This is a genomic window from Lentilactobacillus hilgardii DSM 20176 = ATCC 8290, from assembly GCF_000159315.1.
Taxonomy (GTDB): domain Bacteria; phylum Bacillota; class Bacilli; order Lactobacillales; family Lactobacillaceae; genus Lentilactobacillus; species Lentilactobacillus hilgardii.
Map to the genome: position 1 here is coordinate 427,339 of NZ_GG669994.1, position 21,502 is coordinate 448,840.

Below are 21,502 nucleotides of genomic sequence, written 5' to 3' on the forward strand. Positions count from 1 at the left end.
ACTCGATACTTTTGAGAGGATGGAATAATTAGTGGTAGAAGATAGTTTATTAAAAGGTCTAAATAAAGATCAAAAAGATGCAGTTATTCACACTGAAGGACCTGTGCTGATTATGGCTGGTGCAGGTAGTGGAAAGACGCGGGTATTGACACATCGAATTGCTTACATAATTGAACACAATCATGTAATGCCATGGAACATTCTTGCAATTACCTTTACTAATAAAGCTGCTCGTGAGATGCGCGAGCGGGTGTCTAAGCTGCTTGATGAAAGTGGTGATGATGTATGGGTATCAACTTTCCATGCGTTGTGTGTGCGTATTTTACGCCGTAATATCGATCAATTAGGGTTTAATCGTGCCTTTACCATCGCGGATACAAGTGAGCAGCGAACGTTGGTAAAGCGTGTTTTGCGTGAATTGAATATTGATCCCAAAAGGTTTGACCCAAGAGCCGTATTATCTTCAATTTCAAATGCAAAAAATGATTTATTAACGCCAAAGGCATTTAAGGCCCAGGCCGATAGCGATTTTGATCAGATTGTGGCAGATGTTTATGAACGTTATCAAGCTGAGTTGCGTCAAAATGAATCACTTGATTTTGATGACTTAATCATGACAACAATTGAGTTATTTGATCAATTCTCTGATGTTTTATCTTACTATCAGGATAAATTTCATTATATCCATGTTGACGAATATCAGGATACTAATGAAGCTCAGTACCGATTGGTCAATACGTTAGCAAAAAAAAGCAAAAACATCTGTGTGGTGGGTGATGCAGATCAAAGTATTTATGGTTGGCGTGGTGCCAACATGCAGAATATTCTCGACTTTAAAGAAGATTACCCTGATGCCCATGTTACTTTACTTGAACAAAACTATCGTTCAACCAAGACGGTTTTGGATGCAGCAAATGCTGTTATTGCGCATAATTTGAATCGGGCTGATAAAAACTTGTGGACAGAAAACGAGCAAGGCGAAAAGATTTCTTATTATCGGGGCCAGACAGAAAATGATGAAGCACGTTATGTTGTGGCAAAGATCCAAGAAGAAATGGGTAAACCTAAGCGTAATTACGGGAGCTTTGCGATTCTGTACCGGACCAATGCGCAATCACGTGTGATTGAAGAAACACTTTTAAAGGCCAACATTCCGTATACTATGGTCGGTGGCCATAAATTTTATGATCGAAAAGAAATTCGAGACGCACTTGCTTATTTGACGTTACTGGGAAATCCAAGGGATTCGATGAGTTTTGAAAGAGTTATTAATGAGCCTAAGCGAGGTATCGGCGAAACGAGCCTTGAAAAGTTACGGACTTTTGCAAACGATCATGGTTGGTCGCTGCTTGAGGCTTCAAAAAATATTGATCTTGCAAATGAAATTTCTAGTCGCGCTAAAAACTCGATTTCAATGTTTGAACAAATAATCAGTGATGTCGCTAAGAAATTGGATACAATGACTATCACTGAATTAACAGAAGAAATTCTTGATAAGAGTGGTTACTTAAGTACTTTAAAATCTTCAAAGTCTTTGCAGGCTCAAACCCGCTTGGAAAATTTGGAAGAATTCATTTCAGTTACTCAAAAATATGATCAGGATAATCCTGACCAAGTTGGCCAAGACAATTTAGTTAACTTTTTAAGTGATTTGGCATTGGTTTCAGATCAGGATGACTTAGATGAAGAGACTTCCGAGGTAACGTTAATGACAATGCATGCAGCTAAAGGGCTGGAATTTCCGGTTGTCTTCATCATGGGAATGGAAGAAGGACTTTTCCCACTTTCACGTGCTGCCCAGGATGAATCCGAATTACAAGAGGAGCGACGATTGGCATATGTTGGTATTACGCGTGCAAAAGAAAAACTATATTTAACGAATGCTTATTCACGAATGTTATATGGACGCCGACAAAACAATCCTGAATCTCGGTTTGTTAATGAAATTAAGCCGGAATTGATTCAGTATGATAACGTTAATCAACAAGAAAAACCATTATCGACACCGTTTGATCGCCGAACTAGACGCGCAACTGCAACAACTTATCATCAACCAGCCCAAAAAGTAATTAAGCCCAAAGGGACTGGAGCTGACAAGTCTTCATGGTCGGTAGGAGATAAAGTGTCACATAAAGCCTGGGGGACAGGAACAGTTGTCAAAGTTTCAGGGATCGGTGAGGATATGGAATTGGATATTGCATTTGAGCAGAAGGGAATTAAACGTCTTTTAGCAGCGTTCGCACCTATTACCAAGCAAGAGTAAGGACAAAATAAAGGTTGGGGATGACTATGAGTTTAAAAAGTAAAATGGAGAGTGGAAAAGTCTATCGTGAAAGTGGTTTTACTGATCCGATAGATATTAATTATGCGAAGGAACTTGAAAAGCAGCGACAACTTGGAAAACACTTGGCTTTCAAATTTAATCAAACTGATCCAAACGACGAATTGACTAGACAGTCACTGATGAAACAATTGTTTCATCAGGTTGGAAAACGTCCGTTTATTGAAGGACCGCTTTATACTTCTTATGGGTGTAATACAACTATCGGCGACGACTTTTATGCAAATTTTAATTTAACAATTGTCGATGATATTTCTGTTACGATTGGTAATCACGTTATGTGTGGCCCTAATGTCTTGATATCTGTCACTGGCCATCCTCTTGAAGGACCCAGACGACGAAATGGTGAACAATTTAGTAAAGCGGTTTGTATTGGCAATGATGTTTGGATTGGCGGTAATGTCGTAATCCTTCCAGGGGTATCGATTGGTAATAATGTCGTTATTGGAGCTGGAAGTGTTATCACACACAATATTCCGGATAATTCTGTTGTGGTAGGCACACCGGGACGTGTCGTTAAAAAAGTGCCGCCAATTAATGAACAGTTATAATGTAAACGATAATTAATGATTAACTAGCAGAAGGTGTTATTGTGGCTTTTGAAGATATGACTGAACAACAGGCTGAAAGTGCCGCTCGAGAATTGCGAGAAAAATTGAATAAGTGGGCTGATGAATACTACACTTATGATTCGCCTAGTGTTGAGGATTCTGTATATGATCAAACTTATCAACAACTCGTTGATCTAGAAACAACCTTTCCTCAAATAGTAACACCGGATTCTCCGACGCAAAAAGTTGGTGATCACACGCTTCCTGGGTTTACAAAAGTACCGCATGAGATTCCAATGCTGTCTTTGGGTGATGTATTTTCTATTGAAGAGTTGAAAGCTTTTGCTGACAGACTTTCTGATTCGGAATCTGTGCCATTTGAGTATAATTGTGAATTAAAAATCGATGGATTGGCAATTTCACTAAGATATGAGGACGGCATATTGGTTCAGGGAGCTACTCGAGGGAACGGGCAAATTGGTGAAGATATTACCCGCAATTTAAAAACAATCAAATCAATCCCTCAACGTCTTAGCCGGCCAATTAACATTGAGGTTCGCGGCGAGTGTTATATGCCTAAAGAGTCGTTTGTTGAACTTAATCAACAACGGCAAGTAGAGGGGGTAGCGCCATTTGCTAATCCTCGGAATGCTGCAGCAGGCAGTTTACGTCAACTGGATTCACGAGTAACAGCACATCGCAAGCTTAGTACTTTTATGTATAATGTTGCTAATTACGATGACTTGGAGTCAGACACCCAAAGTGGCATGTTGGAGGAATTAAAGAAGTTGGGCTTCACAATTAATTCCGACTATCAAGTTGCCCATAATATGGATGATATTGATCAATACGTTGAAAGGTACACAAAGCAGCGAGATACTTTAGCATATGGAATTGACGGGATCGTAATCAAAGTTAATTCACTACCACTTCAGCGGTCACTTGGAGCAACTGTGAAAGTGCCAAGATGGGCAATTGCATATAAATTCCCACCAGAGGAAGCTGAAACAACCGTGCGAGACATTGAGTGGACAGTAGGACGAACGGGTGTTGTTACACCCACTGCTGTTATGGATGAAGTGACGCTTGCAGGCACAACTGTTAGTCGCGCATCACTTCATAACCCGGACTATTTACAAGAAAAAGATATTCGAATCGGTGATACAGTTAGGCTGCATAAAGCCGGTGATATTATTCCTGAAATTTCAACATATGTTAAAGACAAACGTCAAGTTGACAGTCAACCTTATGAGATTCCAACTGAATGTCCATCTTGTGGTTCTGAATTAGTACATTTGGATGAAGAAGTGGCATTAAGATGCATTAATCCACAGTGTCCAGCTCAATTGAAAGAAGGATTAACACATTTTGCCTCACGAGATGCAATGAATATTGATGGGTTGGGCCCCAAAATTATTGGACAATTGTTTAAAAAGCACATGTTAACAGATGTTGCAGGACTTTATGGGTTAACATTTGATCAGTTGATGACTTTGGATAAATTTGGTGAAAAATCTGCTGGCAATTTACTAGCAGCTATTGACAACAGCCGCAATAATTCCTGTGAACGTTTATTGTTTGGACTTGGGATACGTCATGTCGGTGCAAAAGCTGCCAGATTAATCGCACAACGTTTTAAAAATATTGATAAGGTTATGGATGCAACAGCGCAAGAAATTGCTGAAATTGATACAATGGGAATGATCATTGCGGATAGTGTTGTCACGTATTTTTCAATGCCGCAATCAAAGGAACTTATTAGTCAGTTAAAGCAGGTTGGTGTGAATATGGATTACCTAGGGGCTACTGATGAGGCTTTGAAAGAATCGGATTCTGTTTTTAATGGCAAACGGTTGGTACTGACTGGGAAACTTCAACATATTACCCGTCCTGAGGCCACTCGATGGTTGGAAAATCACGGCGCCAAAGTGAGCGGGTCTGTTTCTAAGAAAACCGACATTGTAGTTGTCGGAGAAGACCCTGGTAGTAAATATGATAAAGCTCGAAACTTAGGTATCGATGTTTGGGATGAAAATAGATTCGCCGAAGCAATGGCTGATGAAAAGTAACAATGGAGGAATCAATTTTGAAAAAAATATTTCTGGGAATTTCGGTTATTCTAACTGGGATCCTGCTGTCAGCTTGCGGGAGCGTTGACAATTTATCAAATGATACTAATAGTTCTGGAAGCTCGAAAGCAAAAACGCAGCTGACTGGGCAAACAAACACAGGTTATTATCAAGGTGTTATCAAGAATGGTCGCTATCAGACCAGTAAATCACGTGGTGTAAGTGTTCAACAGGAATCAAATCAATTTAATATTAAAGGCTTTGAAAATGGGCTGCTTAATATTTCAAAGAAACAATTTTCTACCAAAAAGTACATTTTTCAAGAAGGACAATATCTTTCTACTAAACGGGTTGAAGCTTGGTTGGAACGTAAATCCAAATCCAATCCAACTGGTTTAAATCCTAAGCAGTCCAAGTCAACTAATCCAAATACAAGAACCCCAATATATCTGTCACAAATTGATGAACAGGATTTCATGACACAGAATGGGAAATCTTTGAGCTTAAAAGGAATGACCATTGGTTTGGCAATTAATTCGGTTGATTATTATAAAAAGACACAATATGGACCCACTTATGAAACTCATATTTCAGACGCACAGGTTAATAAAGAAGGCAAAAAGATTGCCGGACAGGTATTGCAACGTTTACGTCAAAACAAGAAACTGAAAAATATTCCCATTGTGATCGCACTGTATAAACAGGCTTCTGATGACAGCCTCGTAGGGGGAAACTTCTTTGCGTATGCTACTAACAACAGTGGGGCAAATACGATTACCAAATGGACAAAAGTTAAGCAGAAGAATTATGTATTCCCGTTGCAATCCAATAAAAAGGGTCCAAGTCAAAATGATGAAGACTCATTTGATAATTTTAAATCACAAGTTCAAACGTTTTTCCCAAATCTAAGTGGTGTGACTGCACAAGCTCAATACACGGATGGGTCATTGACAGGGATGAACATAGATATTACAACACAGTTCTATAGTCAAACCGAGATCATTAGTTTCACACAGTATATTCAGAGTGCGGCACAAAAGTACCTTCCGGCTAATGCACCAATCGACATTACTGTTCAATCTACAGAAGGGATTCAAAGTTTCTTAAGCAGAAAGACAAACGAGAAGAAGTTTTCTGCGCATATCTTTAATAGTTACTAATTTTGCAAGAAATTAGCTTAATTTATATGTTAAAATGAACGTTGTTGCTAAAATTTACTATTTTCAGAAGAGAGAAGGATTTCAATGACTGAAAAGATCTCCGAAGATCAGGTAAAACACGTTGCCGAACTGGCAAAATTGAAGATTGACGATGATCAGCTTCCTTACTTTACCACCCAGTTGGACAAAATTATTGGTTTATTTGAGACTTTGAGTAAGGTTGATACCGATGGTGTTGAGCCGACGAGTAGTGTCACCGATCAAATTAATGTGATGCGTGATGATATTGCTGACAATTGGAACCAGCGTCAAGCACTGCTTGATAATGCGCCGGATACTCAAGATGGTTACATCAGAGTTCCTACAATTATTGATGAAAGTGGGTCGAACGAATAATGAATTACTTTAACCAATCATTGACCAGCATTCACAAGCAGTTGGTAAACAAAGACATTTCTGTCGAAGAATTAACAAAACAAACTCTGGATAACATCAAAGCGGTTGATGGTGACATTAATGCTTTCTTAACGCTTGATGAAGAAGGTGCCTTAAAGCAGGCAAACAAACTTGATGAAAAGGGGATTGACTCAGATAACCTTTTGTCAGGAATGCCGGTAGCTGTTAAGGACAATATTGTGACCAAAGGATTGAAAACAACAGCAGCTTCAAAAATCCTAGAGAATTTCACACCAATTTACGATGCAACTGCGGCTGAAAAAATTAAAAATCTTGGGACTATCACCGTTGGCAAAACGAATATGGATGAGTTTGCCATGGGTGGTTCTACTGAAAACTCCGCATTCAAGATTACACATAATCCATGGGATAAAACCAAAGTTCCTGGTGGCTCATCAGGTGGTTCTGCGGCTGCTGTCGCTGCCGGAGAGGTTATTGCGGCTTTGGGATCGGATACAGGTGGATCAATTAGACAACCTGCTTCTTTTAACGGCGTTGTTGGTATGAAGCCAACATATGGTCGAGTATCACGTTGGGGGCTGATTGCTTTTGGGTCTAGTTTAGACCAAATTGGACCAATTACTCGAAACGTATCCGATAATGCCACATTATTAAATGCCATTGCGGGTCATGATGACCATGATTTAACATCTTCTACTAAGGAAGTTCCCGACTTTACAAGCACCTTAAACAAAGGTGTTAAAGGATTAAGAATTGGAATCCCTTCAGAATTTATGTCACAAGGCTTAGACGAAGACGTTAAAAAGGTCGTTAATGACACTGCTGAAACGTTTAAAAAATTAGGTGCAACTGTTGGTGAAGTATCATTACCACATACAAAATATGGGGTAGCTGCTTACTATATTATTTCATCATCTGAAGCATCCTCTAATTTGCAACGTTTTGATGGTATTCGATATGGACGTCGTGCTAAAGATGTTAAAAATCTCGATGATCTATATATTAAGTCGAGGTCAGAAGGCTTTGGCGACGAAGTTAAGCGTCGAATCATGTTGGGAACGTTCTCACTTTCGGCTGGTTTTTATGATGCTTATTTCAAAAAGGCTGCTCAAGTTAGAACTTTGATGATCAACGATTTCACAAATGTCTTTAAAGACTATGATTTGATTTTGGCACCAACTGCGCCTACACCGGCATACGGAATTGGTGAAGATGTGTCGGATCCGATGACCATGTACATGAATGATGTGTTAACATTACCTGTCAATTTGGCAGGACTTCCGGGAATGTCTATTCCTGCCGGCTTCTCAAAAGGACTACCAGTGGGCGTCCAGTTGATTGGACGACCATACGATGAATTAACTGTATACCAGGCTGGCAGCGCCTTTGAAAAAGATACTGATTTTGCAAAGCAAACACCAAAGATGGGAGGAAATAACTAATGAATTTTGAAACAACAATTGGTCTAGAAGTCCACGTCGAGCTTAAAACAAACTCCAAAATTTTTAGTCCTTCCCCCGTTGAATTTGGTGATAAGCCAAATTCAAATACAAACGTTATTGACTGGGGATACCCAGGTGTTTTGCCAACGACTAACAAAGGTGTCGTTCACGATGGTATTATGGCCGGCTTGGCTTTACATGCCGAAATTGAGCGACGTCCGCATTTTGACCGAAAAAATTATTTTTATCCCGATAATCCGAAGGCTTACCAAATTACTCAATCTGAAACACCAATTGCACATGATGGTTGGGTGGAAGTTGAAGTTGACGGTCAAAAGAAGAAAATCGGCATTGCTGAAATGCATATTGAAGAGGATGCTGGTAAAAATACACATGAATCAGAGCATTCTTTCGTAGACTTAAACCGTCAAGGGACGCCACTAATTGAAATTGTTTCAAAGCCGGATATTGCTTCACCTGATGAGGCGTATGCTTATTTGGAACAGTTACGACAAATTGTGCAGTTTACAGGTGTTTCCGATGTCAAGATGGAAGAAGGCTCCATGCGGGTTGATACCAACATTTCAATTCGACCGGTTGGCCAAAAAGAATATGGTACTAAGGTTGAAATGAAGAACATCAACTCTTTTAATTATGTTCGAAAGAGTCTTGAATACGAAGAACAACGTCAGCAAAGGGTTTTGATGTCCGGTGGTACAATCCAACAGGAAACTCGTCGATTTGATGAGACAACCGGCAAAACTGAATTGATGCGTGTTAAGGAAGGCTCCGATGATTATCGTTACTTCCCTGAACCGGATTTACCAGTTCTAACAATTTCTCAAGAGTGGATTGACCAGATTGCAAACGAATTGCCAGAGCCGCCTGCTGAGCGTCGACAAAGGTACGTAAATGAACTTGGTATTACTGACTACGATGCAATGGTTGTCACACAAACTAAGGAAATGTCAGACTTCTTTGATAAAATGATCAATGCAGGTGCGGATGCTAAATTGGCTGCCAACTACCTGCAGGGAAGCGTTAATGAATATCTCAACGATAATCAAGTAGAACTTCAAAATACTGATATTACACCAGAACATTTGGCAACAATGATCAAATTAATTACCGATGGTACAATTTCTTCAAAAATGGCTAAAAAAGTCTTTAAGGCGATTACAAAGGGTGAAGAACCTAAAAAGTTTGTTGAAGAAAAGGGAATGGTTCAGTTATCAGATCCATCACAGCTTCAACCAATCGTTGATAAGATTGTTGCCGCAAATCCTCAATCAGTTGAGGATTTCCATAATGGGAAGGATCGAGCAATTGGATTCTTGGTTGGTCAAATTATGAAAGAAACCCATGGGAAAGCTAACCCACAAGTTGTCAATAAACTATTAAAGGATTCTATGAATAAGTAGAAGGTCAGAATTGTTATGCGAAAACGGGCAAGAGTGATATACAATCCTACTTCCGGCCGAGAAATTTTAAAGCAGAAAATGGTTGATATTTTGAATGTTTTTGAACAAGCAGGATATGAAACCAGTGCTTTTGCGACCACACCAGAGAAGGATTCAGCAAAAAATGAAGCGCGTCGGGCAGCCCAAGATGGATTTGAACTTGTTGTTGCTGCGGGAGGAGACGGTACCATTAATGAAGTTGTTAATGGCATTGCCCCTTTAAAGAAACGTCCTAGAATGGCTATTATTCCTGCAGGAACAACAAATGACTATGCTCGTGCACTTCATATACCGCGTGAAGACCCGGTTGATGCTGCAAAGATTATCTACAAAAACCAAACAATCGATATGGATATTGGCCGTGCAGGTGAAAACTATTTTATCAATATTGCCGCCGGAGGACTTTTAACCGAGTTAACTTACGATGTGCCTTCAGATTTGAAGACATTCTTTGGATATTTGGCTTATTTGGTGAAAGGTGCAGAACTGTTGCCAAGGATTAAGCCGATTGAGATGGACATTAAATACGATGAAGGTGAATTTAAAGGAAAAGCGTCAATGTTTTTCCTGGCTTTGACAAATTCTGTAGGTGGTTTTGAACAGATTGTACCGGATGCATCTTTAGATGATGGGAAGTTTACTTTGATTATCGTAAAGACTAGTAATTTAGTCGAGATTTTACATTTGGCCTCAAAAGTTTTAAATGGTGGTCGACATGTGGATGACCCACGAATAATCTATAAGAAGACAAGAAAAGTGACTGCAAAGCCGGCCAAAAATGGGGATAGAATGTTAATCAATCTTGATGGTGAGTATGGTGGCGATGCGCCAATGACTTTTGTTGATTTAAAACAACACATCACGTTTTTTGCAAATCTTGACGAAATTCCGGATAATGCTTATTCTGAAGAAACGGATGAAATGAAACAGGTTGAAAAGAACTTCGTCAAAGGTGTTGACAAGTTGCCCGATAAAGAATAGTTTAATAGGTTGTTGAAGAAAATTGCGATTCGAATTCTCGACTCGCAATTTTTATTTATAGGTTAATAAAGGTGAATAAATGAAAATACAAGTACCAGTACAAAAGAATCAAAAATATGATGTAGAAGTAACGGATTTGACTTACCAGGGATTAGGGGTTGCAAAGATTGATGATTTTCCGATTTTTATCGAGGATGCGCTTCCTACTGAGTTAGTAACGATTTTAGTGACAAAAGTAAAGAAAAATTTTGCTTTTGGAAAAGCACTAAAAATCAATCAGCAAAGTAAAGATCGGGTTAAACCAATTGATGGTGCTTATACCCAAACGGGAATTGCACCATTGCAGCATTTGGCTTATCCGGCACAATTAGAATTTAAGCGTCATCAAATTCTAAACGATTTTAACAAAATGAAGCTTGACGTTGAAGTATCTCCAACCATTGGAATGGACAAACCTTATCACTACCGAAACAAGGCGCAAATTCCTGTTAGGATGTTAAATGGACGTTTACAGACAGGCTTTTATCGCAAGCATTCCCACGATTTAGTACCGATTGAAGATTTCTATATTCAAGATCCGGAAATTGATAAAGCCGTTGTCATTGTGCGCGACATCTTAAGAAAGTTTCAGATAACACCATATGATGAGCAAACTCATCGTGGAGTTATTCGGAACATTATGGTTAGAAGAGGTCATTATTCTCATGAAATGATGATTGTATTGATCACCAAGAGTAAGAAGTTGCCAAGTGAAGCAGAAATTATTTCCGAAACTGTTAATCAACTTCCTGAAGTTAAAAGTATTGTGCAAAATATTAACCCTAAAAACACAAATTCTCTCATGGGTAATCAGAATAAGGTACTTTGGGGAAAAGGAACAATTACAGATCAGTTGATGGGATTGGACTTTGAAATTTCCCCCAACTCATTTTATCAAGTTAACCCTATCCAAACAGAGAAGCTTTATAAATTAGCAATTCAAAAGGCGCAGCTTAATAAAGATGATATTGTGATTGATGCTTATTGCGGAATTGGGACCATTTCTTTATCACTCGCAAAAGTTGTTAAAAAGGTTTACGGTGTTGAAATTGTGCCGGAAGCAATTGAAGATGCCAAACGAAATGCACATATTAACAAAATATCAAATTGCAAGTTTGTTGTTGCTAAGGCCGAGGAACAATTAGGCAAGTGGCAAAAAGCCGGTCTTAAACCTGATGTTATTGTTGTTGACCCGCCTCGTAAGGGATTGGATGAATCACTGATTGAAAGTGTCGCAGAGATGTCGCTTCAACGATTGATTTATGTGTCTTGCAATCCGGCAACGCTTGCAAGAGATGCTAAGTTATTTGCTGAACATGGATATCAAATTAATCAGCCAATCCAACCAGTTGATCAATTTCCCCAAACCGTTCATGTTGAATCAGTAACGGTTTTTGAAAAAAGTCGTTAAAGAATTTTGATTATTAGTCATTGAAAAGTACAGATGAAAACTTCTCGTTTGTGCTTTTTTTGATTTTTTTAAATCATCAAAAAGAATAACACCCATTTTCAAAATAAAAGAATAGTGTCCAAAGTCACGAATAATGCCTTTTAATTAAAAAACTATTACTTTTTAATTATTTGGCCTTTAATGTGCGACTTATCAATGCAAATGACCATTTTGATAAAAATGACAAAAATATAATGAAATCGCTGTGAATACGATTATAAAGGTGATTCTGGCGTTATTTAGTTTTTTGATATTGGCTGTGGCTTTAAGACAAATGTTTGATTGAAAGTTGAATTTTTGTTATGGTAGTAATCGTTATTCTTTTATGAAAAGACATGACACCCTTAGTAGAGTGTCATTTTTTATAATTTAATTTTGACAGAAGGAGGAAGCACATGACAGAAAAACTTAAAGTGCAAAATCTGACTAAAATATTTGGCAGACGAATCCAGAAAGCACAGGAACTTGTGAAGGCTGGTAAGTCGAAGGCTGAAATTCTAAATTCAGTTGGTGCCACTGTGGGTGTTAATAATGCATCCTTCAATGTAAATGATGGTGAAATATTTGTTATCATGGGACTCTCCGGTAGTGGGAAGTCTACGATTATTCGAATGATCAATCGACTAATTGAGCCAACTTTTGGTAAGATTTTTATTGACGGTCAAGATTTGACCAAATTGGATAAAAAAGAATTACTTAGCGTTCGGCGAAAAAAAATGAGTATGGTTTTTCAAAACTTTGCGTTATTTCCAAATCGCACAATCATAGAAAATACGGCATACGGCTTGGAGATACAAGGTGTTGATAAAGATGCCCGCCACAAAAAGGCTCATGAAGCTTTGGAATTGGTTGGGCTTCACGGATACGATGATCAATATCCGACTCAACTTTCTGGTGGTATGCAGCAGCGAGTTGGGCTTGCCAGAGCTTTGGCAAATAATTCGGAAATTCTGTTGATGGACGAGGCCTTTTCTGCATTGGATCCTTTAAATCGAAAAGATATGCAGGATGAATTGCTGGATTTGCAAGAGAATTTGCATAAAACAATTGTGTTTATCTCTCATGATCTAAATGAAGCATTGAGAATCGGTGATCGTATCATGATTATGAAAGACGGAGAGGTTGTTCAAATCGGGACACCTGAAGAAATTTTAACACAGCCTGCAGATGATTATGTCGAACGATTTATTGAAGATGTTGATCGAACGAAAGTGTTAACAGCTTCAAATGTTATGATTCGACCTAATATCGTCAATATTGATAAAGACGGTCCAAGAATTGCGATGCGACGAATGCTTGAAAATGAAATTTCATCAGTTTACGTTGTGAACAATAAACGACAATTTATTGGAATTGTTGACGCAAGTCACGTGATGGATTTAATTCGTAAGAAAATTACAAAGCTTGATTCAGTTGTTCAACGCGATGTACCTACGACTTCACCAGATACACCAATTACGACTATCATGGAAAAAATTTCTGAAACGTCAATTCCTTTTGCAGTTGTAGATGATCAAAGGCATTTGTTGGGCATCATTATTCGTGGTGCAGTATTAGGTGCGATTTCGGGAAATGAGGTGAATGTAAGTGACTAATATTCCTCAATTACCAGTTTCAGACTGGATTAATCATTTTGTTAATTGGTTGGAAGGCTTTACCGGTTTTTTTAATGGTATTACCAATTTTATTGGGGGCATTATTAATGGATTCCAATGGATCTTTGACTTGATTCCAATTTGGCTATTTATCGTTCTCGTTGTTGGCGGTACCTATTGGCTTAACCGGAAAACAAAGCACTGGACATTAATTGGTTTTGAAGTTATCGGGTTGCTGTATGTTTGGAACCAAGGTTACTGGCGGGATATGACCCAGACACTGACTTTAGTATTGACTTCCAGCCTGATTGCATTAGTTATCGGTGTACCAATCGGTATCTGGATGGCGAAATCAAAGGTTGTTGAAATTATTGTCAAACCGATTCTTGATTTCATGCAGACGATGCCGGCCTTTGTGTATTTGATTCCGGCAGTTGCATTCTTTGGAATAGGTATGGTTCCCGGCGTGATTGCTTCAGTTATTTTTGCAATGCCGCCAACCATTCGAATGACCAATTTGGGAATTCGTCAAGTTCCTGAAGATTTAATTGAAGCTGCAGATTCATATGGTTCTACTTCTTGGCAAAAATTGGTTAAAGTTCAATTGCCATTGGCTAAATCGACCTTGATGGCTGGTGTAAACCAAAGCATGATGCTTTCCCTTTCCATGGTTGTTATTGCATCAATGATTGGGGCAATGGGGCTTGGAAACAAAGTTTACTTTGCGGTTGGAAGAAACGATGCCGGGAGCGGTTTTGCGGCCGGCTTGGCGATTGTTATTTTAGCCATTATTTTAGATCGAATTACACAAGCGATCAATCGGAGCAAATCACCAAAAGCATAGAAAGGAGTTAATAATGAAAAAAATAACCAATAAATTATTAATATTTATTTCGGTCTTCTTTTCCATCGTTCTCCTTTCAGGCTGCTCTAGCCAGATGGCGAAATATAACCCTAAGGAAAGTGTTGGCAAGCAGATTAACTACACCATTACCGGTATTGAGGCCGGGGCTGGTGAAATGGCCACTACTCAAAAGGCAATGAAAGCTTATGGGCTGGATAAGGGAAATTGGCAGTTGCAAACAAGCTCGACTGCTGCTATGTTGTCCACGTTAGGAAAATCAATTCGATATAAGCAGCCGATCGTGATTACAGGATGGACGCCTCATTGGATGTTTACCAAATATAAACTTAAGTTCCTGAAAGATCCTAAGAATATATATGGAAAAACCGAGGATATCAACACAATTGTTCGAAAAGGCTTAAAAAAGGATAAACCCGAAGCTTATGAATTACTAAATCGATTCCACTGGCGACCTGAACAAATGTCATCAGTGATGCTAAAAGTTAATCATGGTGAAAGTCCAAGAAAAGCTGCCGGCGATTGGATTAAACAGAATCAAGCACAGGTTAATTCCTGGACAAAGGGAATTAAGCATGTTCATGGTCAAAAATTAAAGCTGACATATGTGGCTTGGGATTCGGAAATTGCTTCGACCAACGTTGTTGCTAACGCATTGCGTTCTATTGGCTATAAAGTCACTATTCAGGCGATGGAATTGCAGCCTATGTGGACATCTATTGCAACTAAAGCTGCTGACGGTACTGTGAGTGCTTGGTTACCAAATACGCAGGGGCTTTATTACAATGATTTTAAAGGGCGTTTTGATGATTTGGGTGAAAATCTGCACGGCGCTAAAGTTGGCTTGGCAGTTCCAACTTATATGAAAAATGTTAATTCAATTTCTGATTTAAAATAATTGATGTTGATGTGTGATGTAGCTTCATCATTAAGAGTGATAGGTTTTAATCAGATTATGATAAAAAGCGACAAAGGGATTGAAGGGTAAATTTATATTTGCTTTCAATTCATTTGTCGTTTTTTTATTGGAAAATGAGGAAAAAGGCGCTATTGGCAAATGAGGTGGATAGTTTTTTGCTTAACACTACTTTTATATATGCCTTAAAATGCAATTTAGGCGATGATTTTTTCCAGGCAACCATTTTATTCATATCATTGAGGATTGACTTAACTCAATATATGGAGATTCTTTTAGGCTGGTCTATCTCGGCTGATGAAATGACAAAAAAAGGAGATTTGAAAGCTCAATGTGAAATTTATTTCAAATTAGTTCTTTACAGTTGTTCATCCTTCATGTATGATTGTTTTGTAAACAATGAAAGGGGTTACATTGCCATGGATACAGTATTAACAACTTCAAAATTAGCTAAATATTTGGACCATACAAACTTAAAGCCTAATGCTACGCAGACAGATATCAAGAAGACTTGTGAAGAAGCAATTAAATACAATACGGCATCTGTTTGTATCAATTCATATTGGATTCCGTTTGTAGCTGATCAATTAAAAAACAGTTCTGTTAAACCAATCACAGTAGTTGGCTTTCCGTTGGGAGCCACTAATACAGAAACAAAAGTGTTCGAAGCCGTTACAGCAATGGACCAAGGAGCGGAAGAGATTGACATGGTCCTAAATATTGGTCAATTAATTGATGGTGATCGAAAAAATGTAACCGCTGACATTTTAAAAGTTGCTGAAGCTGTTCATGCAAAAGGTAAGCTTTTAAAAGTCATTTTGGAAACTTCCTATTTAAATGACACACAAATTGTAATGGGATGCCATGCTTCAATGGATGCCGGTGCAGATTTTGTTAAAACATCAACCGGATTTAGCTCTGCCGGGGCCAAAATTGATGACGTTGCATTGATGAGAAAAACGGTTGGCAGCAGGCTTGGTGTGAAGGCCTCTGGCGGAATTCACACACGAGATGAAGCGTTGGCAATGATTAACGCGGGTGCGAATCGCTTAGGTGTTAGCTCAACAATTGCGATTCTGTCAGAATAAAGCTGAATCCTTGGGGAGGGGCTAAGTTATGGATACAAAAGAATACAAGAGAATTTTCGGGATTGTGCTGGATTCGGTTGGTACAGGTGCAGCACCTGATGCAAATAAGTTTGATGATGTTGGTTCAGATACATTGGGACATGTGGGTGAAGCATATGAAGGACGATTGGCACTTCCCAACTTGCAAAAAATGGGGCTCTCTAATCTAAGGGGAAAGGCTATTTTAGGGGTACCCAAGGTTGAAATACCAATTGGTTATTATGGCGTTATGCAGGAAATATCTGCCGGTAAAGACAGTATGGATGGACACTGGGAAATGATGGGACTTCCTGTTAGTAAGCCGTTGGATACATTTCCAAACGGTTTTCCAAGTGAGTTAATTAAAAAGATTGAAACTTTTTCTGACAGAAAGATCATCGGCAATCGTCCCGAGTCCGGTACCAAGATTATCGCAGAACTTGGTGAGCATCAGATGGAAACTGGAGATCTAATTGTGTATACTTCCGGTGATTCTGTTCTTCAAATCGCTGCACATGAGGATGTTATTCCATTGAAGGAACTTTATAAAATTTGTGAGTATGCTCGATCACTTGTTAACGGGCCGACTTATACGATTGGCCGGGTGATTACACGACCATATGTTGGTCCGGACAAAGATCATTTTACCCGAACGGCAAATCGTCATGATTTCACACTAGCGCCAATTGGACAAACCGACTTGGATTATTTAAAATCCGCACAGGTTCATACGATTGGTATTGGAAAAATCAACGATATCTTTTCCGGTCAGGGTATTGACGTTGGCTTTCATAATGAAAGCAACATGGATGGGATGGATCACGTTGATAAAGTCATGCAGGAAGATTTTACAGGCTTCTGTTTCATTAATTTAGTAGATTTCGATGCAATGTATGGACATCGCCGCAACCCAATAGGCTTTGGACAGGCATTAATGGACTTCGATAAGCGCCTTGGGACAGTTTTGAAGAATCTTAAAGATGATGATCTATTGATCTTAACAGCCGATCACGGAAATGACCCGGGCTTTAAGGGAACAGATCATACGCGTGAACAAGTGCCACTGCTTGCTTATTCACCTTCTATGAAGTCAAACGGCAGTCTTGGCATTCGAAAAACGTTTGCAGATTTTGGTGCAACTGTTTTAGATAACTTTAATGTTTCAGGAAATGCGGTTGGCACAAGTTTTCTAAAGGAATTAATGAATACGGAGGAAATCAAATGAGTACACACATTGGCGCGAAAGCCGGCGAAATTGCATCGACAATTTTGATGCCTGGAGACCCTCTTCGAGCAAAGTACATTGCCGAAACCTATTTGGAAAATCCGGTTTGCTATAGTCAAGTTCGAAATATGCTTGGGTACACGGGTACTTACAAGGGTAAGAAAATTTCCGTTCAAGGATCTGGAATGGGTATCCCATCACTGGCAATTTATACAACTGAACTGATTAAAGAATACGGTGTTAAGACAATTTATCGAGTTGGTAGTTGTGGTGGAATGAGTCCGGATGTCAAAATTCGTGACGTTATTTTGGGAGAGGCAGGTACAACCGATTCATCGATTATTGCCAATACTTTTGGAGCCGGTATGTATTATTCGCCGATTGCTGACTTTGGGTTACTGGATTCTGCCTACCATACTGCTCAGGAAATGGGCATTAATACAAAAGTGGGGAATATTTTTGCCGCAGATCGTTTTTATAATGATGAATTAGATTTACAAAAATTAATTGATTATGGTGTTTTGGCAACTGAAATGGAGACGGCCGGTCTGTATTTGCTGGCTGCTAAGCACCATATTAAGGCACTGACGATTTTGACGGTTAGTGATCATCTCTTAACGGGTGAAGCGTTGTCAGCCAAAGAACGCGAAACGTCATTTGATGAAATGGCTAAATTATCACTTGAAACAGCCTACAGAAATATTAATGACTAACGGGGATTTATCGTTGCGACAGATTAACAGCGGGAGAGACGGATGGCTGAAATTCATGATTTGGAAAAATTAAAACAGAGTTTGAAAGTTGCCGAAATGTATTATGAAGACGATTTAAGTCAAACTGAAATTTCTAAATCAGTGGGAATTTCAAGACCAACAATTTCGCGTTTACTTCAATATGCGAAAGACAACGGGCTTGTGAAGATTCAAATTGTTAATCCCTTAGTAGATGCCAAGATACTTGAGAAACAACTCAAGCAAAAATACGGGGTTAATATTTATGTTGTTTCAAACAATTATGGGCATTCCCATTCTTTACAAGAGCGAGTTGGGAAATATGCTGCTGATTTTTTGGCGAAAGTTGTTAGGCATGGTGATGTTATTGGATTAGGATGGGGCAAAACGATCCATGCGATTACCCAGCAGGTTGAAGAACAAGCGGTCTCTGATGTTCGGGTTGTTGAATTGAAGGGCAGTGTCAGTTATTCAGAGGAAAAAACATGGGCGTACGAAAGCGTCAATGAATTAGCAAGGGTCTATCATACCTCTCCTGATTATTTACCATTACCAGTGATTTTTGATAATAAGATAACAAAGAAAATGGTTGAACGGGATCGCTACATCAAGCGCATCCTTGATCTGGGTAGAAGCGCCGACATTGCGTTGTTTACTGTGGGGACAGTTAGATCCGATGCGTTGATTTTTCAACTTGGCTATTTTAATGATGAGGAGAAGAAACAACTTCAACAAGAAGCCATAGGGGATGTGTTTTCACGGTTTATTGATCGAAACGGGGAAATCGTTAATCAACAAATTGATGATCGGACAATTGGCATCAAGCTTGACGAGTTAAGAAATAAAAAATACGCTATTCTGGTTGCTACTGGAAAACAGAAAACAGCAGGTGTACATGCGGTATTGAAGGCCGGATACGCAAATCGAGTCGTTATTGATCAAGGATTGGCACAATTGCTGTTAGACATGTAGACACATTATTCACAATAGTAAAGGGGATTTATTTATGCGGATGGTGGATATCATTCATAAAAAACGTTCTGGGAACGTGTTATCGGATCAAGAAATTCAGTTTTTTGTTGATGGCGTTGTGTCAGGAGAAATTCCTGATTATCAAATTAGCGCACTTTTGATGGCAATCTATTTTCAAGGGATGACGGACAGTGAACAGGCAACGTTGACAATGAAAATGATGACTTCAGGTGATCATCTTGATCTGAGTTCAATTCCGGGCATTAAGGTTGATAAGCATTCAACCGGTGGTGTTGGTGATAAAGTCAGTATTCCATTAGCTGCCGTGATAGCTGCAATGGGCATTCCCATCCCGATGATTTCCGGGCGGGGACTTGGCCACACCGGTGGGACGCTGGATAAGTTGGAAGCTATTCCCGGTTATCAAGTGGAGATGTCGGAAGCTAAGTTTATTGAGCAAATTAAGCGGGATAAGTGTGCAATTATTGGCGCAACCGGTAATATTGCACCTGCTGATAAAAAGATTTATGCATTACGGGATGTCACTGATACAGTCGATTCGATTCCTTTAATTGCGAGTTCAATTATGAGTAAGAAAATTGCTTCTGGAACCGACGCTTTAATTATTGATGTTAAAACCGGAGCTGGTGCATTTATGAAGACACTTGATGACTCAAGAGCACTTGCCAAAGCACTTGTGAGTATCGGTAAGGGAGTCGGTATGCAGTGTATGGCACTAATTACTGATATGAATCAACCACTTGGAAGAGCAATTGGCAATGCCCTTGAAATTCAAGAGTCGATTGATGTTTTGAAAGGGAACGGACCGACTGACTTAGAAAAACTGATCACAGCTATCGGCGGTTATATGGTTGTAATGGGTGGTAAGGCTAAAACGATCGGTGAAGGGCAAAAACTTGCTGAAACTGTTATCCATAATGGGCAAGGCCTTAAAAGCTTTAAGAGAATGATTCAGGATCAGGGCGGCGATTCAAACGTTGTTGATGAGCCGACTGATATTTTGCCACAAGCAGCCTATCAAATTGATCTGCCGGCAAAAAGGACCGGAATCATTTCAAAAATGGTTGCAGATGAAATCGGTGTTGCAAGCATGCTGCTTGGAGGAGGACGTCAGAAAGCCAATGACAAACTCGATTATTCAGTCGGTATATATCTCAATAAGAAAATTGGTGATCCGATTTCCGAAGGTGAGTCGATCTTAACGATTCATAGTAACCGTAAAGATGTTGAAGACATTAAGAAAATACTTTATGATAATATTGAAATTTCAGCAACAGCTAAAAAACCAAAGTTGATTTATGAAACAGTGGGTTGGTCTGTAGAAGATTAATGGGTGATTTTAAAAGCTGATCACGTGGTAGATAAATTTTAAATTTGGTATAACAAGTTTGAGGCACATATAAAATGTCTCAAGCTTTTTTGGCGATAAAATGATTTTTTCTCATTAAATTTTTATATTTCGTTTTTCATTCCCACAATTCCTTTATTTTCGGGATTTGTTTAGGTAAAATAGTATTATCTATAATGCCATATACTAAAATAGTTTGATTCTCAAACTATTTTAGTATATAGTGTGTTTTGTCCTAAAAAACGGATACCTGTGGAGTAACTGTCCACATTTTTTTATAACTAATAGTTTGATTCTCAAACTATTTAGGAAGTTACGCCACCAGTTTAACAACTGAAAGGAAGAAACCAATGAGTGTACTAGATGCATCTGAAATAATGGATTTAATTCCGAACCGTTACCCCATTTTATTTATGGATAAGGTGGATGAATTAAACCCCGGCGAATCAATTGTTTGTACAAAGAATGTCACCATTAACGAAGAGTTTTTCCAAGGACATTTCCCTGGTAACCCTGTAATGCCCGGCGTTTTGATTATTGAATCACTTGCCCAGGCAGCTTCAATTTTAATTTTGAAGACTGAAAAATATCAAGGAAAAACAGCTTATCTTGGTTCGATTGATAATGCGAAGTTCAGAAAAGTGGTACGTCCCGGTGATGTTTTGAAACTTCATGTTGAGATGGAAAAACAACGTGATAATATGGGAAAAGTTAAGTGTGAAGCTAAGGTTGACGAAAAAGTAGCCTGCTCCGCAACTTTAACGTTTATTGTTCCTGATCCCAAAAAGAAAATTTAATTTGTACCAGAAACTAGGA

At 38.9% G+C, this 21,502-nt stretch carries 18 protein-coding genes; all 18 read left to right on the forward strand.

Annotated features, from left to right (window positions below):
* Nucleotides 1-31 precede the first annotated feature (31 nt).
* The 18 genes from pcrA (at nt 32) to fabZ (ending at nt 21,483) form a co-directional block, all read left to right on the forward strand.
* Entirely contained in the window at nt 32-2,263 is a 2,232-nt protein-coding gene (gene pcrA / locus HMPREF0519_RS09345; RefSeq protein ID WP_003635685.1) for a DNA helicase PcrA, read from the forward strand.
* A gap of 26 nt (nt 2,264-2,289) precedes the next feature.
* Nucleotides 2,290-2,892: a sugar O-acetyltransferase gene (locus tag HMPREF0519_RS09350; RefSeq protein ID WP_035462605.1), complete on the forward strand. Its 603-nt coding sequence runs from the start codon at nt 2,290-2,292 to the stop codon at nt 2,890-2,892.
* A 41-nt stretch (nt 2,893-2,933) separates the two neighbouring features.
* Nucleotides 2,934-4,961, forward strand: a complete 2,028-nt coding sequence (gene ligA / locus HMPREF0519_RS09355; protein ID WP_003635688.1) for an NAD-dependent DNA ligase LigA — start codon at nt 2,934-2,936, stop codon at nt 4,959-4,961.
* A 17-nt stretch (nt 4,962-4,978) separates the two neighbouring features.
* Nucleotides 4,979-6,121, forward strand: coding sequence for a CamS family sex pheromone protein (locus tag HMPREF0519_RS09360; RefSeq protein WP_133281511.1), 1,143 nt, complete (start codon nt 4,979-4,981; stop codon nt 6,119-6,121).
* An 84-nt stretch (nt 6,122-6,205) separates the two neighbouring features.
* Nucleotides 6,206-6,517 carry an Asp-tRNA(Asn)/Glu-tRNA(Gln) amidotransferase subunit GatC gene (gatC, locus tag HMPREF0519_RS09365; protein ID WP_003559581.1) on the forward strand — a complete coding sequence of 104 codons (312 nt, stop codon included), beginning with the start codon at nt 6,206-6,208 and terminating at the stop codon, nt 6,515-6,517.
* Nucleotides 6,517-7,980: an Asp-tRNA(Asn)/Glu-tRNA(Gln) amidotransferase subunit GatA gene (gene gatA, locus HMPREF0519_RS09370; RefSeq protein ID WP_003559583.1), complete on the forward strand. Its 1,464-nt coding sequence runs from the start codon at nt 6,517-6,519 to the stop codon at nt 7,978-7,980. The genes gatC and gatA overlap by 1 nt, the downstream gene beginning before the upstream one ends.
* Nucleotides 7,980-9,401 (forward strand): Asp-tRNA(Asn)/Glu-tRNA(Gln) amidotransferase subunit GatB, encoded by a 1,422-nt coding sequence (gene gatB, locus HMPREF0519_RS09375; RefSeq protein ID WP_003559585.1) that lies wholly within the window; start codon nt 7,980-7,982, stop codon nt 9,399-9,401. Before gatA ends, gatB begins: the two co-directional genes overlap by 1 nt.
* Nucleotides 9,402-9,416: 15 nt before the next feature.
* Nucleotides 9,417-10,421: a diacylglycerol kinase gene (locus HMPREF0519_RS09380; protein ID WP_003559587.1), complete on the forward strand. Its 1,005-nt coding sequence runs from the start codon at nt 9,417-9,419 to the stop codon at nt 10,419-10,421.
* 79 nt (nt 10,422-10,500) lie between these two features.
* Nucleotides 10,501-11,871, forward strand: coding sequence for a 23S rRNA (uracil(1939)-C(5))-methyltransferase RlmD (gene rlmD / locus HMPREF0519_RS09385; protein WP_003635693.1), 1,371 nt, complete (start codon nt 10,501-10,503; stop codon nt 11,869-11,871).
* A 434-nt stretch (nt 11,872-12,305) separates the two neighbouring features.
* Nucleotides 12,306-13,505 (forward strand): quaternary amine ABC transporter ATP-binding protein, encoded by a 1,200-nt coding sequence (locus HMPREF0519_RS09390; protein WP_003635697.1) that lies wholly within the window; start codon nt 12,306-12,308, stop codon nt 13,503-13,505.
* A complete protein-coding gene (locus HMPREF0519_RS09395; protein WP_003559595.1) occupies nt 13,498-14,349 on the forward strand; it encodes an ABC transporter permease in 852 nt (283 codons plus the stop codon). Before HMPREF0519_RS09390 ends, HMPREF0519_RS09395 begins: the two co-directional genes overlap by 8 nt.
* A 13-nt stretch (nt 14,350-14,362) precedes the next feature.
* Nucleotides 14,363-15,265, forward strand: coding sequence for a glycine betaine ABC transporter substrate-binding protein (locus HMPREF0519_RS09400; RefSeq protein ID WP_003559597.1), 903 nt, complete (start codon nt 14,363-14,365; stop codon nt 15,263-15,265).
* A gap of 437 nt (nt 15,266-15,702) precedes the next feature.
* Entirely contained in the window at nt 15,703-16,371 is a 669-nt protein-coding gene (gene deoC / locus HMPREF0519_RS09405; RefSeq protein ID WP_040472787.1) for a deoxyribose-phosphate aldolase, read from the forward strand.
* Between the two features lie 28 nt (nt 16,372-16,399).
* A complete protein-coding gene (locus HMPREF0519_RS09410; RefSeq protein ID WP_003635702.1) occupies nt 16,400-17,614 on the forward strand; it encodes a phosphopentomutase in 1,215 nt (404 codons plus the stop codon).
* On the forward strand, nt 17,611-18,327 hold the full coding sequence (deoD, locus tag HMPREF0519_RS09415) for a purine-nucleoside phosphorylase (RefSeq protein WP_003635704.1): 717 nt from the start codon (nt 17,611-17,613) through the stop codon (nt 18,325-18,327). Before HMPREF0519_RS09410 ends, deoD begins: the two co-directional genes overlap by 4 nt.
* Before the next feature lie 42 nt (nt 18,328-18,369).
* A complete protein-coding gene (locus tag HMPREF0519_RS09420) occupies nt 18,370-19,317 on the forward strand; it encodes a sugar-binding transcriptional regulator (protein WP_003559605.1) in 948 nt (315 codons plus the stop codon).
* Nucleotides 19,318-19,351: 34 nt separating this feature from the next.
* Nucleotides 19,352-20,668 (forward strand): pyrimidine-nucleoside phosphorylase, encoded by a 1,317-nt coding sequence (locus tag HMPREF0519_RS09425; protein ID WP_003635706.1) that lies wholly within the window; start codon nt 19,352-19,354, stop codon nt 20,666-20,668.
* A 368-nt stretch (nt 20,669-21,036) separates the two neighbouring features.
* On the forward strand, nt 21,037-21,483 hold the full coding sequence (gene fabZ / locus HMPREF0519_RS09430; RefSeq protein ID WP_003559609.1) for a 3-hydroxyacyl-ACP dehydratase FabZ: 447 nt from the start codon (nt 21,037-21,039) through the stop codon (nt 21,481-21,483).
* Nucleotides 21,484-21,502: the final 19 nt, after the last annotated feature.

What these genes read in the sequence shown, in the direction of transcription:
- HMPREF0519_RS09350 (WP_035462605.1), top strand. Translation starts at nt 2,290, where the DNA reads ATGAGTTTAAAAAGTAAAATGGAGAGTGGAAAAGTCTATCGTGAAAGT.
- gatC (WP_003559581.1), top strand. Translation starts at nt 6,206, where the DNA reads ATGACTGAAAAGATCTCCGAAGATCAGGTAAAACACGTTGCCGAACTG.
- gatA (WP_003559583.1), top strand. Translation starts at nt 6,517, where the DNA reads ATGAATTACTTTAACCAATCATTGACCAGCATTCACAAGCAGTTGGTA.
- gatB (WP_003559585.1), top strand. Translation starts at nt 7,980, where the DNA reads ATGAATTTTGAAACAACAATTGGTCTAGAAGTCCACGTCGAGCTTAAA.
- HMPREF0519_RS09380 (WP_003559587.1), top strand. Translation starts at nt 9,417, where the DNA reads ATGCGAAAACGGGCAAGAGTGATATACAATCCTACTTCCGGCCGAGAA.
- rlmD (WP_003635693.1), top strand. Translation starts at nt 10,501, where the DNA reads ATGAAAATACAAGTACCAGTACAAAAGAATCAAAAATATGATGTAGAA.
- HMPREF0519_RS09390 (WP_003635697.1), top strand. Translation starts at nt 12,306, where the DNA reads ATGACAGAAAAACTTAAAGTGCAAAATCTGACTAAAATATTTGGCAGA.
- HMPREF0519_RS09400 (WP_003559597.1), top strand. Translation starts at nt 14,363, where the DNA reads ATGAAAAAAATAACCAATAAATTATTAATATTTATTTCGGTCTTCTTT.
- deoC (WP_040472787.1), top strand. Translation starts at nt 15,703, where the DNA reads ATGGATACAGTATTAACAACTTCAAAATTAGCTAAATATTTGGACCAT.
- HMPREF0519_RS09410 (WP_003635702.1), top strand. Translation starts at nt 16,400, where the DNA reads ATGGATACAAAAGAATACAAGAGAATTTTCGGGATTGTGCTGGATTCG.
- deoD (WP_003635704.1), top strand. Translation starts at nt 17,611, where the DNA reads ATGAGTACACACATTGGCGCGAAAGCCGGCGAAATTGCATCGACAATT.
- HMPREF0519_RS09420 (WP_003559605.1), top strand. Translation starts at nt 18,370, where the DNA reads ATGGCTGAAATTCATGATTTGGAAAAATTAAAACAGAGTTTGAAAGTT.
- HMPREF0519_RS09425 (WP_003635706.1), top strand. Translation starts at nt 19,352, where the DNA reads ATGCGGATGGTGGATATCATTCATAAAAAACGTTCTGGGAACGTGTTA.
- fabZ (WP_003559609.1), top strand. Translation starts at nt 21,037, where the DNA reads ATGAGTGTACTAGATGCATCTGAAATAATGGATTTAATTCCGAACCGT.